At 58.5% G+C, this 15,077-nt stretch carries 10 protein-coding genes; 2 read left to right on the top strand and 8 right to left on the bottom strand.

Annotation, left to right across the window (positions count from 1 at the left end; all coding sequences use genetic code 11):
• Window positions 1-6 precede the first annotated feature (6 nt).
• Genes ACONT6_RS09380 through ACONT6_RS09350 form a run of 7 tightly spaced genes read right to left on the bottom strand, consistent with a single transcriptional unit; the run spans window position 7 to window position 7,974 of the window.
• A complete protein-coding gene (locus ACONT6_RS09380) occupies window positions 7-789 on the bottom strand; it encodes a galactosyltransferase-related protein (protein ID WP_428821435.1) in 783 nt (260 codons plus the stop codon).
• The gene (locus tag ACONT6_RS09375) at window positions 786-2,489 is read right to left on the bottom strand and encodes a BatD family protein (RefSeq protein WP_428821434.1); all 1,704 of its coding nucleotides are present in this window, start codon (window positions 2,487-2,489) and stop codon (window positions 786-788) included. The genes ACONT6_RS09380 and ACONT6_RS09375 overlap by 4 nt, the downstream gene beginning before the upstream one ends.
• Window positions 2,490-2,494: 5 nt before the next feature.
• A complete protein-coding gene (locus tag ACONT6_RS09370) occupies window positions 2,495-4,375 on the bottom strand; it encodes a VWA domain-containing protein (protein WP_428821433.1) in 1,881 nt (626 codons plus the stop codon).
• The gene (locus ACONT6_RS09365) at window positions 4,372-5,430 is read right to left on the bottom strand and encodes a vWA domain-containing protein (RefSeq protein WP_181252990.1); all 1,059 of its coding nucleotides are present in this window, start codon (window positions 5,428-5,430) and stop codon (window positions 4,372-4,374) included. Before ACONT6_RS09365 ends, ACONT6_RS09370 begins: the two co-directional genes overlap by 4 nt.
• Window positions 5,423-6,022 carry a DUF4381 domain-containing protein gene (locus tag ACONT6_RS09360; protein WP_428821499.1) on the bottom strand — a complete coding sequence of 200 codons (600 nt, stop codon included), beginning with the start codon at window positions 6,020-6,022 and terminating at the stop codon, window positions 5,423-5,425. Before ACONT6_RS09360 ends, ACONT6_RS09365 begins: the two co-directional genes overlap by 8 nt.
• On the bottom strand, window positions 6,022-6,987 hold the full coding sequence (locus ACONT6_RS09355) for a DUF58 domain-containing protein (RefSeq protein WP_428821432.1): 966 nt from the start codon (window positions 6,985-6,987) through the stop codon (window positions 6,022-6,024). The genes ACONT6_RS09360 and ACONT6_RS09355 overlap by 1 nt, the downstream gene beginning before the upstream one ends.
• Before the next feature lie 27 nt (window positions 6,988-7,014).
• A complete protein-coding gene (locus ACONT6_RS09350) occupies window positions 7,015-7,974 on the bottom strand; it encodes an AAA family ATPase (protein WP_428821431.1) in 960 nt (319 codons plus the stop codon).
• 271 nt (window positions 7,975-8,245) lie between these two features.
• Here ACONT6_RS09350 and ACONT6_RS09345 point away from each other — a divergent pair, with 271 nt between their 5' ends.
• Window positions 8,246-13,132, top strand: coding sequence for an NAD-glutamate dehydrogenase (locus tag ACONT6_RS09345; RefSeq protein WP_428821430.1), 4,887 nt, complete (start codon window positions 8,246-8,248; stop codon window positions 13,130-13,132).
• Window positions 13,133-13,354: 222 nt separating this feature from the next.
• Complete coding sequence (locus ACONT6_RS09340) at window positions 13,355-14,398, top strand: quinone-dependent dihydroorotate dehydrogenase (RefSeq protein ID WP_428821429.1); 1,044 nt, start codon at window positions 13,355-13,357, stop codon at window positions 14,396-14,398.
• 233 nt (window positions 14,399-14,631) lie between these two features.
• Here the strand turns inward: ACONT6_RS09340 and rmf are convergent, their stop codons facing one another.
• The gene (gene rmf, locus ACONT6_RS09335) at window positions 14,632-14,835 is read right to left on the bottom strand and encodes a ribosome modulation factor (protein ID WP_078085561.1); all 204 of its coding nucleotides are present in this window, start codon (window positions 14,833-14,835) and stop codon (window positions 14,632-14,634) included.
• Window positions 14,836-15,077 lie beyond the last annotated feature (242 nt).

Genomic DNA, 15,077 nt, shown 5'->3' with positions numbered 1-15,077 from the left:
GTCCTACTACCGCGCCAAGGTAAATCTTACCGCGCTCTCTACGTGCCATATCAAGTGTCGTGAAAATATTTTCCGACTGTTGCGTGCTGCTAGGTGTTTTGCGCTTATTGTCGGCAAGTAATAGGTCCCAAGCCCATTTTTTAGCGCTCTCCTGCAGATGTCCGCATCTTCATAATACATAAAGTATTTTTCATTAAATCCGTTTACAGCCATATAGGAGCTTGCTCGGAAGGCCATAAATGCGCCCGCAGCCCAATCTACTTTTTGGGTTTTGGTTGTGTCTGTCTTTTTAATACATGAACGTTTACTTTTTAGGGTAAAGCGTAGAATGCAGTCCAGGAGCGTCGGAAATGTCCGAATGTTATCTTCAGGTACGCCATTTGAGCTGACGAGATTTGGCGCAGCGATTGGAAGCTGCTCCTTATGCATCTGGTCCGCAATGGTCTCAATATCTCGCCCACTAGTTTGTATGTCGGGGTTGATGACGAAGAAAAAGTCGCTGTCAGATACGCCGTAACTGGGCTTTAGGGTTTGGAAGACCTTATTATTGTTGGCGCCGAAGCCCAGTGGCTGGCTATTTTCAATATAAGTTATTCCATAATTTTCGCAGTATTTGCGAAGCTCCGGGCTAGGCAAGTTGGAAAGTATCGCGGGAATGATACCGCGAGCTTCGTTCAACCAACGATGAGGCTCAAGGGTGTTGATAATGTGATTTTCGTGGCCGTGGGAAACGACGGAAACGAAAACTCTGTGTGGAGAATTATCTACTATTGTCTCGTTGTGATTCATTGGCTAAATAGGCCCGGCAGCGATCCGGGCTGAGGTTCTGCAGTGTCTTCAATCCGTGCAATTCTACCGACCAAAATCTGCAGTTGCGAACGATTCAGGGGCTTGGGAGGTTGTTTGAAGACTGCATCGTTCAGAATTTCTACAGCCTGATTGAGTTCATGAATCTCTAAATGCTGAGCGGCTCCTTCGAGGCTGAGCAATTGTACATTGGGCCAGCGATCGCTGATCCACTGCTGAAGCGCTGATCGAATTGCTTGTGGGCTTTCAGTTTGTACGATCTCGAGAAGCCTGTCGTTGTCAGCGAGCATCTTGGATTGTTTCCTTGCGCTTTGTTGGGGGCGTGCTCCCTGGTAATTTTTTGCATAGAAAAAGTACAGTATCCACAGAAGGTGTGAGGCAATTGCGGCAATCGCGACCTTTTGCCAGAAACCAGGCTCCACTTTAGTGGTAACCGGGGTGGATTGACTGGGGATTGCCGTTCCGGGAGTTGCTGAATCTACCACCGGTGTTCCAGACACATTAAACCTGAACGCCGGCAACTGCGTAGCCCGCTGTCGCCCGGTCTTGGTATCCCACCACGTGATAGTAATAGCCGGCAACTGATAGCTGCCAGGTTTTGTAGCGACGATTGCGGTGGTTTCGATTCTGCTGCCACTGATGCCGTTACTTCCGGGTTGATCTTCCTGTTGAGCCTGATCGGGATAGGTTTTCAGCCCGTCGATATCGAGCCTGGGCAGGGGAGGGAGCTGTGCTGCGCGCAGGCCCTCGGCGCGCAGAGTAATAATGCGGGTTATCGGCTCTCCGACCTTGAACTCTTCGGGGTCCTTGCTCCAGCTTTGTACCAGGCCCAGACTCGCGGCAGGTAGCCAGTGGCTTCCGCTATAGCTGTCAGGCTTTGGTTCGACCCGTACGGTTTTGGCTTCCGAGCGGAGACGCATCCGCTGGGCGTTGCGGTTGAACAGGGAGAAGGGATCCCGACGGCCGGTGACAGCGACGTAGTTGAGTGCGGGGATCTGGAGTTCGCCAGAGCTTTCCGGGAATACCGCGTAAGTGAGTTCGTAGACTGCATGTCCAACGCCGTCGATGCGGCGCTCATAGCGCTGTTCATCTACTTTTTCGACATGCGCGCCGGGGATCTGCAGTGGATCGGTGGCGATATCGTGCAGTCCGACGGTGGTGTAGAGGCGGACTTTGACCAGTAGTTGTTCCTGCACGTGGACTTTGTCTTTGTCTAGTTCTACTTCCAGGAAAGCCTGTCGTTTGTCGCCGCTGGGGCTCTGGCCGGCCTGGTTGACGGTGATGGGGATGGCGTCGGATATCTGGCCGTGCAGGTGTAGGGAAGGGACAAACAGTTTGCCTTCCTTGAGCGGCGCGAGGATTACGGTCCATTCCACGAAGCTTTCTGCGTGCCCGTTGATTACCCGGTACTGGTTGGACTGCTGGCGAGAGAGCACCTCAAAGTCCTGTGTCAGCAGGTTGAAATCTGGCTGCCCACCGCGCTGTCCGCCGCTATAGCGGAGGGTAAGGGTGAAGGTTTCGTTGATGGCGAGTTCGTTGCGGTCAACGGATGCGGTTAACTCCTGGGCTGTCGCGGTTACCGACAGGGCGAGCAGGATTAGGGTGCACACTGCTTTTATGATGAGTGCGAAGGGTCCGCCCGCAGGTAGGTTTTGGCGAGCGGGAAATGAGGACGTTTCCACTGGGGTTACCATCTCTGGGTGGCTCCGTTTTCCGGGGGCTGCCATTCGCCGCTGCGGTAGGCGCGGCGACGCTGCAGGCTTTCGTACTTGAATTTTTCACGCATCAGGCCGGCGGGATCGTCTGGAATCTGGCGTAGCCACTGGTCCAGAGCCTGCTGGGTTTCAGGGTCCAGCGGGCTCTCCTGATCCTGCGGGCGGGCGCTAGCGGATTGCTCCTGCTCATCGCCATCCTGTTCGCCTTGCTCACTTTCGGCCTGCTGTTGCTGTTCTTCCTCGGCCTGATCTTCGTTGTTCTGTTGCTGCTGGTTTTGCTGATCGGCGGATTGTTGCTGATCCGATTGCTGGCTGTCGGAATCCTGATCGGCGTTTTGCTGTTGTTCAGATTGTTCGCCAGAGTCCTGGTTCTGCTGGTTTTGCTGCTGGTCCTGATCCTGCTGCTGTTGGTCGCTGTTCTGGCTTTGCTGCTGATCGGATTGCTGATTCTGTTGCTGCTTTTGTTGCAGTTCCTTCAGCTTTTTTGCGATGTCGCGATTGTGTTTTGCGTCGGCGAGCTCCGGGTTTTGCTGCAGGGCTTCATCATAGGCTTTGATGGCCTCATCGAAGCGGCCCTGCTGGGTCAGGCTGTTACCGAGATTGTACAACCCCTGCGGGTCGTTACTTTGCGCAAAGTTCTTGGCGGCGGAATCGTATTCGCCGGCGCGATACTGGGCGGTGCCTCGCCACTGGGAGTTTTCAAACACTTCGGCGGCGCTTTTGGGATTTCCCTGCTCCAGTAAATCTCGCCCTTGCTGGTTCGGGGTTTGCCACAGGTCCTTGAGTTCTGCAGCCTCAGTATTCGGGCTGCTGAACGTCAGAGTGGCCAGGGTCAATGTGACGGGCAGGGCACAGGCCAGGCTGCCCCTGCGGAATAGCAGTAATGCAAATGGCAGGAGTAGCAGCACCAGCCATGGGCCTTCCTCATACCACTGGTCGAACTCGCGTTCGGTCAGTTCTGCCTGGTCTGGCGCGGTCTCTTTTGGGGCTACCCGGGCGATATCCCGGTCGTCCACGGTGATCTGGGAAAATTCGCCGCCGGTGCTTTGTGCCAGGCGCGAGAGCTCGCGGCGATCGAAATTGGCAATGATGATCGCGCCGCTGTCATCGGTGATAAAACCGCTACCGGTATTTTTCGGAATCGGACTGCCATCCCCGCTGCCAACGGCGAGGATTGAAAGCGAGGTATTGCTGCCGTTGACTTCTTCCTTGATGGTGCCGATGGCGGCCTTGGCAATACCATCGGTAACGGCGAGCAGGCGACCCTTGCCGTTGGCGCCATCCTTGATCAGCCGGAGTCCCTGCTGAACAGCCATTTCGATATTGCTGCCGGGCACCGGCATGATGCGCGGCGACAACGACGGTACCAGATTGGCGATGGTCGCGGTGTCGTCGGTCAGTGGTGTGACCACATGCGCTTCGCCTGCGTAGGCGACCAGAGCGGTGAGGCCGTCTTTGCGTTGCCGGAGGATATCGAGAATTTTAAGCCGTGCACGGGTAAGCCGGTTGGGAGAGAGATCTGTCGCCATCATCGAGGGTGACAGGTCGAGCAGGATCACCAGGGCATCCTGATTGCTGTACACTGGGGTGGGCAGCTTGCGCCAGGTGGGGCCTGCGAGGGCGACGATGGCGACGGTGAGCAGCGCAAATATCAGGGTAAACAGCCACGGCCGTTTTTCGCCGCCGCGCATCAGCAGGTGCGGTAGCAAGTCCGGGTCGATCAGTTTTTGCAGGCCGCCGCTGGCGAAAACCATGCGCGCTAGCGCCCAGCAGGCAAGAGCGGCGGGCAGGATCAGCCACAAGAGCGCGGGGCGCAGAAAATGAAACTGGTCTAAGTCGGCGAGGAAGCTCATACCTGCTGGCCTCCGTTGGTGTTTGTGCCGTTCATTTTCCCGCGTTGCCGCTGGCGTTCCAGTTGTGTTACCCCCGTGCTCACCAGGGGCACGGCTGCCCAGAGCAGTGACAGCAGCAGGCAGATAGCCAGTGGCCAGACGTATAACGACTTGAGCGGGCGATAGGTCTCGGCTTCCTGCTCCACGGGCTCCAGTCGATCCAGTTCCGCATAGATACGCGCGAGCTCCTGGGGGTTGTGTGCGCGGAAATACAGGCCGCCGGTTTCATCGGCGATGGCCTTCAGGGTTTTGCTGTCCAGGTCCCGCGAGGGGTTGATACGGCGTGCGCCGAAGCGCGAGCCGAGCAGTCCCGGTTGCACCATTTCTTCGGCGCCTACACCGATGGTGTACACCTTCACATCCGCTTGTTTTGCCAGTTCGGCCGCCTTGAGTGGTGCGACTTCACCGGCGGTGTTGGCACCATCCGTAAGCAGGATCAGCACACGCTGATCTGCCGGACGCTGGGTAAGCCGTTTTACGGACAGGCCGATCGCATCGCCAATCGCGGTGCCCTGGCCGGCGAACCCGATCTGGGCCTCGGCCAGCAGTGTGTCGACAGTCTCCCGGTCAAAGGTGAGTGGGGCCTGCAGGTAGGCGCGGGTGCCGAACAGTACCAGCCCCAGGCGATCGCCTTTGCGGCGCAGGACGAAATCCCCCACAACATTTTTCACCGCGGTAATCCGCATGGCGGGGTTGCCATTGAGGATCATGTCCGGGGTTTCCATGCTGCCGGAAATATCCACCGCGATCAGCAGGTCGCGCGCGCTACTGGTTTGCGAAATTGGCTCGCCATACCACTGCGGGCGCGCTGCGGCAGTTACCAGCAGCATCCACAGCAGCCACAGCATAAATAGGTTCAGGCGATTGCCCGCAGCGCTGCCTCCCTTATGTCGCAATTCCCGGTAGTAGGGGACTTTGAGTGCACTACTGAGTGGCTCACTCTTGGGGAGAACTGCTCGCGCCAGCAACGGAAGCGGCAGCAATATGAATAGCCAGGGCAGGCCAAACTCAAACATGCTGGCCCTCCGCGAGAGAGGGGGAAGAGGGCTGGGAAATGTCTGCCTGCGGCAGTCGGTGTTCACGCACCCAGCGAATGGCGAAGTCACGCAGTGCTTGCAGATCCGTATGAGAACCGGCAGAGGCGCTGTAAAGGCTTTCCAGTAGCGCGCGTTGTGCGGCCTCTGGCATCTGCTGTTCGACAGCGGACTCGAGAAACCCGATCCAGCGCTGCCCCGTCAGTGGCGCACAGCTATCTCGGCCAAAGGTTACCACCGCGACCCGTTTCAGCAGGGTATTGATTTCCTCCACCGCGCGCGGTTCATCCAGTGCGACCGAGCGCAGCAAGCGCACGCCTTCAGCGCGGTAGAGATTACGGCGTTTTTTCTCACGCAGGCGCAGTGCCAGCCAACCGGCAGCAAAGAGTAGTGCGATGATCACCCCGGCGAGTATCCACCAGCCCGGTGCCAGGGGCCACCAACCGATCGCGGCAGGCTCGTGGATGTCCTTGAGCTGGCTCAGTAGCGCCTGCATTTCTGGCGAGACCGGATTGCCGGGTGGCGGGTTCTGCGGCGCAGGCGATGCCTGGGCCAGTGGCACGGGCAGCGGCATCACACCGTCCTCCGGCTTGGAGACGGCTGCCGTTCGCCGTATGTACCCAGCAGTACCGGTACCACCGGACGGGTATTGTCAAAATCCACCAGTGGCAGATGCAGGCGACGACAGAGCTGCGCGGTCTGCTCACGCACCTGGTGCTGATGGTCGGCAAATTGTTGTCGCAACCCGCGGCTGGATTTGCCGAGAAAGGTGCGCTGCTTGCCATCGCTGATGGTCAGCGCCTGCTCCGGCAGCTGTTGCTCGAGTGGATCGGTAATCCGCAGCACCTGCAGGTCCGCATGGCGGGTAAGCAGATACAGCGGCTGTTCGCAGCTCTCGTCGAGGTCGTGACAATCACTGACCAGGAACAGTGCGCTCCCCGGGCGGGCAATGCGTCGGGCTTCTTCCAGCAGGACGCTCAACGGCTGGCTGCCATTGGCCGGTATGGGGCTTTGCAGTGCGTTGGCGGTTTCCACCATGCCGTGAATGGCGGCCAGTACCGCGTGATGGCTGCGGCGCGGTCGCACCGTATCCACGCCGTTATCGGAAAACAGCAGCGCGCCAATCCGGTCTCCGTGCTGCAGTCCGGACCAGCAGAGTGCGGAGGCGATGCTGCAGGCCGCGACTGACTTGAAAGCATTCTGGCTGCCGAAAAACATGGGCGAGCGCAGATCCAGCAGGATGACCACCGGCCGTTCCCGCTCCTCCTGGAACAACTTGGTGTGGGTCTTGCCGGTGCGCGCTGTTACCCGCCAATCGATAGAGCGTACATCGTCGCCGGGCTGGTAGTAGCGGACTTCTTCGAAGTTCATGCCGCGCCCGCGGTAGCGGGTGAGCAGGTTGCCCGCCTGATCGCTGCGATTGACCCGCGGCTTGAACAGGCGCAGTTGGCGGGCGATGTGGCGCAGGCGCACCAGTGGCGCCACCGTAGGATAGGCGCCGCGAATGTTCAGGTCGTTGTGATTGATGGCTTTCTGCACGTCTGCTCGAAAATCTGTAACGCTGACTTAAATGGCCGGGACCTGTTGCAGCAGGCGGTGAATGACCTGGTCTGCGCTGGCGCCGGCGGCCTCTGCTTCAAAGCTCAGCAGCAGACGGTGACGGAGCACATCCGGTGCGATGGCCATGACGTCGTCTGGTGTGACGTAGTCCCGCCCGGCGAGCCAGGCATGGGCGCGGGCGCAGCGGTCCAGCGCGATGGTGGCGCGAGGGCTGGCGCCAAAGTCCAGCCACGCTGCCAGCTCGTCATCGTAGCGCTGGGGTTCGCGGGTGGCGATGACGAGTTGCACGATGTACGCTTCCACTGCTTCCACCATGGTCATGTCCAGAATCTCCTTGCGCGCGGCAAAGATGGTTTCCTGGCTGATGATGGACTCGGGGCGGCTTTCGCCGTGGCTGGCTTCGGAACGTGCCAGCTGCAAAATTTTTGTCTCTGCCTCGGCACCCGGATAGTGCAGGTTCACCTGCATCAAAAAGCGGTCCAGCTGGGCCTCGGGCAGGGGATAGGTGCCTTCCTGCTCGATGGGGTTTTGGGTGGCCATCACCAGAAACAGGTCCGGCAGCGAGTAGGTTTTACGCCCGACGCTGATCTGGCGCTCGGCCATGGCTTCCAGCAGTGCGGATTGCACCTTGGCCGGTGCGCGGTTGATCTCATCCGCAAGAATCAGGTTGTGGAACACGGGGCCGGGCTGAAAATGGAATTCGCCGGTTTCCGGGCGGTAGATATCCGTGCCGGTAATGTCCGCGGGCAACAGGTCGGGAGTGAACTGTACCCGGTGGAAATCCCCCTCAATGGCATCGGCGAGGGTTTTGATCGCCTTGGTCTTTGCCAGGCCCGGCGCCCCCTCCACCAGAAGGTGTCCATCGGCCAGCAAACCTATGAGAATGCGGTTGACCAGAACCTCCTGGCCAATAATCTGCTGCTCGAGCCAATCACCCAGAATTTTTATCTGTGGGCGTGTGTCCATATCGTCACTTCTTTTGCCAATTTCCTGTTTCAATACGCTGCCCGAGACGAGGGGCTATCTATCATCTTTATATATAGCTACTCGTCCGGATTTCGCGGGCAGGTTGATTTTAGCGGCGAATCGCCGTGAGGCAACCGCTGTGCCGGTTCGGGCAACCCAAAAGACAGCAGAGTAGACAATTATTCTGACGTTTTGTTCTACCTTGATTCAGCAAATGTAGCATTCTGACGCGCGAATGCGGTCGCGCGGCGATGGGAGGAAGCACGTGAATATGGCGACGGTCATAACCGATAGCCGGGAGGAGCTGCTGGCGCAGGTCAGTGGGATCATAGGTGAAAAACTGGGCGAAAAGGCGGGCCCGGTAGCGGCCTTTGCCGCACAGTTCCTGAACCAGTACCCGTTGGAAGACCTGGCGGGACGGCGCTTGGCGGATATTTACGGGTGTATCTACACCTGTTGGGACTTCATCCAGCAGCGCGCTGCCGGAGAGCCGAAGATCCGGGTGTTCAATCCCCGGCTGGAAGAGCACGGCTGGGAATGTTCCCACACCGCAGTTTGCGTACTTCAGCGCGATATGCCGTTCCTGGTCGACTCGGTGCGTATGGAAATCAACCGGCGCAATACCGTCATTCACTCCATCAAAAGCACCGTGATGCACATGCAGCGCGGCGATGACGGACGCCTGCAGCAGCTGCTTCCCCCGGTATGCCAGAGCGAAGAGGCGCGCCAGGACGATCCCTCGGTGACCAGTGAAGCGCTGATATACCTGGAAATCAACCTCGACACCTCGGCCTCCCACGCGTCAGAACTCAGCCGCTCCCTCAGAGAGATCCTCAGCGATGTAGAGCTGGTGGTCGATGACTATGTGCCGATGCTGGATACCTGCGCGGCGATGGAAGACCAGCTGCACGCGGGCCTCGCGGATAACGACGCCAACCTGGAGGAGGCGGGCGCGTTCCTGCAGTGGATGCGCGACGGAAACTTTACCTTCCTCGGCTACCGGGAATACGAGTTCTGCCAGCAGGGGGACAAGAAAGTACTGTGTGAGGTGGAGAGCCGCCGCCAGGGTATTTTCAAGAACCTGCAGCAACATGCGGAGCCGACGCCGGAATACGCCTTCAACGAGGGCAAGCAGCGGTTCTATCAAGGGCCGAACTTTCTCACTTTCGCAAAATCTTCAGTGAAATCCCGGGTGCATCGGGCGGCTTACTCCGACTACGTGAGTATCAAGCGCTACGATGCCGCCGGTGAGGTGATCGGCGAATCCGCCTTTATGGGCCTCTACACCTCACCGGTGTATACCGAAAGCCCGTCAAAGATCCCGATTATCCGCCGCAAGCTGGCTTCGGTGATCGAGCAGAGCGGCCTGGCGCCCAACAGCCACGATGGCAAGGCGCTGAAGCGGATCCTTGATACCCTGCCGCGGGATGAGCTCTTCCAGAGCAGCACCCGCGAGCTGTACGAGACCACCCTGGGCGTGCTGGCGATGAATGAGCGTGCCCGCTTGCGCCTGTTTATGCGCAAGGACCCGTTTGGCAAGTTCGTCTCTGCCATGGTGTATGTGCCCAGGGACCAGTTCAACAGTGCTGTGCGTGAAAAGATCAGCGACCGCATCGCGCATGCGATCAACGCACTGGACTCCGATTTTACGACCTATTTTTCTGAATCGATTCTTGCCCGGGTACACCTCGTTTTCCGTGTAGACCCCAACGAGCCCGTGGAATTTGACGTAGCGCGACTGGAGGCGCAAATCGTGGATATAACCCGCAGCTGGGAAGATGTATTCCATAGATCCCTGATCGAAACCCATGGCGAGGAAGAGGGCAGCCGTCTGATCGGCACCTTCGGACAGGCCTTCCCGGCGGGTTACCGCGAGGACTTTGAGCCGCGTATCGCCGTGCAGGATGTGATTTCCATCCAGGAGCTCAGCGAGAACAATCGCGTCGCCATGAGCTTCTACCAGCCGGTGGGGGCAGAGCCCGGCAGCCTGCGCTTCAAGGTATTCAATATCGGTAGCGGCCTGACCCTGTCCGATGTGATCCCGGTGCTGGAGCACCTGGGCCTGCGTGTCATGGGTGAGTTCCCCTATACCATCCGTCCGCAAGGGCAGCAGGATGTCTGGATGCACGAGTTCCACCTGGAATTCGGCCTGCCCACCCGTGTTGATGCCCAGGCCTCGCGCTCCCTGTTCCAGGATGCGTTTGCCGCTATCTGGGACGGCGTGGCGGAGAGCGATTCGTTCAACCGACTGGTGCTGGCAGCGCGTCTCAACTGGCGCGAAGTCACCATGCTGCGTGCCTACGCGCGCTACCTCAAGCAGACCAAATTCAGTGCCAGCCAGTCGTACATCGCCGCGACCCTGGCCAACCATGTGGAAATCACCCGCAACCTGGTCGCCCTGTTCCGGGCCATGTTCGATCCGCGTATCAATTCCGCGGACCGCAACGACCAGTCCCGGGTAGAGCGCCTGATCAAAAAGATTCACGATGGACTCGATGGGGTAGACAACCTCAACGAAGACCAGGTGATCCGCCGCTACCTCGAGTTGATTCGGGCAACCCTGCGCACCAACTTCTTCCAGCTGGATGATCAGGATCAGCCCAAGGATTACATCGCCATCAAATTCAGCCCGCGGGATATTCCGAATATTCCGGAGCCGCGCCCCGAATTCGAGATCTTCGTGTATTCGCCGCAGGTCGAGGGTGTGCACCTGCGCGGCGGCAAGGTCGCCCGCGGTGGTCTGCGCTGGTCCGACCGACTGGAAGATTTCCGTACCGAAGTGCTCGGTCTGGTGAAGGCCCAGAATGTAAAGAACGCGGTCATCGTGCCCAGCGGTGCAAAGGGCGGTTTCGTGGTGCGCAAGCCACCGGCGGACAACAGCCGTGAGGCGTTTATCGAATCCGGTATCCGCTGTTACAAGACGTTTATCCGCGGCTTGCTGGATATCACCGACAACCTGGTAGATGGAGAGGTCGTGGCACCGGAGCGGGTGATCCGCCGGGACGAGGATGACCCCTACCTGGTCGTGGCTGCGGACAAGGGTACCGCCACCTTCTCGGATATCGCCAACGGCATTGCCGCTGAATACGGATTCTGGCTGGGTGATGCCTTCGCCTCTGGCGGCAGTAACGGTTATGACCACAAGAAAATGGGTATCACCGCGCGCGGTGCCTGGGTCTCCGTGCAGCGCCATTTCCGCGAAATGGGTATCAATGTGCAGGCCGAGAATTTCTCGGTCATCGGTGTGGGTGATATGGGCGGCGACGTATTCGGCAACGGCATGTTGTTGTCCGAGCATATCTGCCTGAAGGGTGCCTTTAACCACCTGCACATTTTTGTCGACCCGAACCCGGATGCATCCAGCAGCTTCCACGAGCGCAAGCGACTGTTCGAAATGCCCCGTTCCAGTTGGGCAGACTACAACCCGAGCCTGATCTCAAAAGGCGGTGGCATTATCGAGCGCCGCGCCAAGTCCGTGAAAATCACACCGGAAATGCAGGAAGCATTTGCCATTACCGAGGATCAGTTGACACCCAATGAACTGATCAGCGCGATGCTCAAGGCACCGGTTGACCTGATCTGGAACGGCGGTATCGGCACCTATGTGAAGGGCAGTGGTGAGAGCCACGCTCAGGTAGGGGACAAGTCCAATGACAACCTGCGGGTCAATGGCAACCAGCTGCGCTGTAAAGTGTTTGGTGAAGGCGGCAACCTGGGCATGACCCAGCGCGGGCGTATCGAGTTCTCCCTGAACGGCGGGCGCTGTAACACCGACTTTATCGACAATGCCGGTGGCGTGGACTGTTCCGACCACGAGGTAAATATCAAAATCCTGCTGGATAAGGTGGTTGCCAACGGCGATCTCACCGACAAGCAGCGCAACCAGCTATTGGAGGAAATGACCGAATCCGTAGCCGAGCTGGTGCTGGACAACAACTACAACCAGACCCGCGCCCTGAGCGTGGCGGCGTATCAGGTGGGCGACCGCTTTGACGAGTACCGCCGCACGATCAACGCACTGGAATCCGAGGGACGTCTGCGTCGTGCGCTGGAGTTCATTCCGGATAACGAGATCCTGAACGAGCGCCAGAACAAGGGCCAGTACCTGACCCGTCCGGAGCTGTCCGTGCTGATTTCCTATGTCAAAGTGAAATTGAAAGAGGAATTGCTGCACGCGAATATCATCGATAACGAGCAGGTGCAGGAAGCGGTGGAATCTGCCTTCCCGCCGGCCCTCGTGGCCCGCTATCGCGGGCTGGTCTACGACCACCAGCTGCGTCGGGAAATCGTGTCTACCCAGGTGGCCAATGAAATGGTCAACAGCATGGGGATTACTTTTTACCACCGTATTCACGGCGCCACCGGTGCCGGTATCGATAATATCGCCGCGGCCTATATCAGCGCGCGCGATGTTTACCTGATGCCGGAGTTCCAGGAAGGCGTTTCCCAGCTGGACTACCAGGTGCCCGCAGAGCTGCAGATGCAGCTGATGAACTCCATGATCGGCCGGGTGCGTCGGGCGACGCGCTGGTTTGTGCGCAATCGCCGCGGGGAACTGGATCCAGCGCAGGAGTGCGCGCTGTTTCAGGAGCCGGTACAGCGGGTTATTCGGGCACTGCCGGAAGTATTGAGTGGTGAACCCCTGCGCGAGTGGAAGGCTCGTCATGAATTCCTGCTGGAATCCAAAGTGCCGGAAAAACTGGCACTGCTGGCAGCCTCGCCCACCTACCTGTTCTCTGCGTTGGGAATTTCCGAATCCGCGCGGGTAAGCGACCGGCCGGTGGAAGAGGTGGCGAAAATCTACTTTGCGCTGGCGGACAGACTGGGCCTTTACTGGTTTGGCAACCAGATTATCGACCTGCCCGCAGAGAGCTACTGGGAGTCCCAGGCACGGGAAACCAGTATGGATGATCTCGACAGCCAGCTTTCGCGTCTTGCCATCCACCTGCTGCGTATTGCCGGAGATGACGGCCTGGATGTGGAAACTGCAGTGGAGCGCTGGGTCGAAGTCATGGCGCAGCCGATCCAGCGCTGGGAAAGCCTGCTCAAAGAGCTCAAGGCTTCCCCGCATGGTGACTTTGCCATGTTCACTGTCGCATTGCGGGAGCTGATGTACCTGGCGAACGCAACCTCCGACCAGGAGACGCTAGCGGGCTAGTAGAGCTGGCGGTGCCTGCCGCCAGCAATCTGCCAGAGAAAGCCGTACAATAGGCGCGCCCGCACCCAGGTGTGCGGGCGCCGGTCTCGATACCGGTCACCTTGTCGTGCAGTTGCCGACAAAGTGCAGCACCAGTACAGCAGTGACTTCTCCCCCCGCGGTGCACCGTCAAGTGCGCCGGGCGGGTGAAGGACGGAACCTATTGGAACCCAAGGGAAGCCCATGTATCAGCATATGCGCAAAGCCCTGTTTGCGCTTGACCCGGAGCGGTCACACCACCTTTCACTCGATGCCATCGGCGCAGCGGAGCGCCTCGGTCTCATGTCGTTGTTTGCCCGCCAGATTCCGGACGACCCGGTTGAACTGATGGGGCTGACGCTGCCCAATCCCGTGGGGCTCGCCGCCGGTCTGGACAAGAATGCGCAGGCATTTAATGGCCTTGGTGCATTGGGTTTCGGGTTTGTGGAAGTGGGGACGGTGACTCCGCGCCCGCAACCGGGTAACCCGCTACCGCGCCTGTTCCGCTTGCCGGAAGCTGAAGCCATCATCAATCGGATGGGCTTCAATAACGAGGGCGTCGACTACCTGCTGGAACGGGTCAAGCGCCGACGCTACTCCGGTGTGCTGGGCATCAATGTCGGCAAGAACTTCGACACGCCCGTAGAAAACGCGGCCGATGACTATTGCCTGTGCATGGAAAAAGTCTACGCTCACGCCGACTACATCACAGCCAACGTATCTTCCCCGAACACCAAGGGCCTGCGTGACCTGCAGTTCGGCGATAGCCTGAGCAAGTTGCTCGAGGCGCTGAAAGAAAAGCAGCAGGCGCTGGCGGCTGAACACGATCGCTATGTACCGCTGGCCGTGAAGATTGCTCCGGATATGAATGCAGAGGCGATTGAGCAGGTGGCGAAAACACTGCGCGATCACGAGATCGATGGCGTAATTGCCACCAACACCACCATCGATAAATCCTCGGTGGCAAACCTGAAGTTCGGCTCCGAGGAGGGCGGCCTGAGCGGACGTCCACTGGCTGAGCGCTCCACCGAAGTCATCCGCATTCTGGCAAAGGCCCTGGATGGGGAGATTCCCATTATCGGTGTCGGCGGGATTTTTGACGGTGAGTCCGCTGCGGAGAAGATCCGTGCCGGCGCGACCGCTGTACAGATTTATTCCGGGTTTATTTACCGTGGACCTGCGGTCATTCGTGAAGCGGCTGCGGCCATTGCCGAATTGCACAAGGGCAGGGTGGTATCCCGGGATTGATCTTCAGGGATACCTTCCGAAATCCGGAAGCATATGACTGTCAGAGCGGCAAAAAAAATCCCGGGTTGTCCCGGGATTTTTTTGCTCAACAAGCACGTGACAAACGGTATTTGAGCAAAACCATGAAGGGCTTTTGAGCCATCGGTAACTTTCCTACCACTTAATTAAGTGATAGCTGGGTATTGCCCGTGATTCAAGGGAAACCGGTGGTCGCTTGTAGTTGCCAATACGCGTTACATATTGACCATTCGCTGTGCCTGCGCGGCGGGTCCGAAACCGCTCCAATAGTCTTGCCGGCCCTGGCGCCAGCCATTAACCCACTCCTGGTGTAGCGATCCGTTTTCGTGGGGACAGCTGTCGTGGTTTCTACCTTCCATGGCGGCAACGTAACCTTTGTGGAAAGCTCTATCGTTGGGATTACGTTTTTGGCGTTTCATAGATAGGGTACCTCGAGCTTTTTTTTGACTTCGATCTTCAGTATTGACGATCAGTATCTGCGATCGGGATCAACATTTTTCCCCCTGCGCACTTTCCAGCTTATGGTGGAAGCTGCCCGGCGAGAAGAGTTGCAGTAAAGCAGATCGCAAGCGGCGCCGGAACGAACAGTTTTTTCTGAAAACCCACGGCTTTAGGAACAATCCGTCTAGGCCGGCGGCAACTGTTCTCGCCCCGGCCGGGA

Origin of the sequence: Microbulbifer sp. MCCC 1A16149, assembly GCF_050368945.1 — a bacterium.
GTDB lineage: Bacteria > Pseudomonadota > Gammaproteobacteria > Pseudomonadales > Cellvibrionaceae > Microbulbifer.
This window is presented reverse-complemented; position numbering and strand designations above follow the sequence as displayed.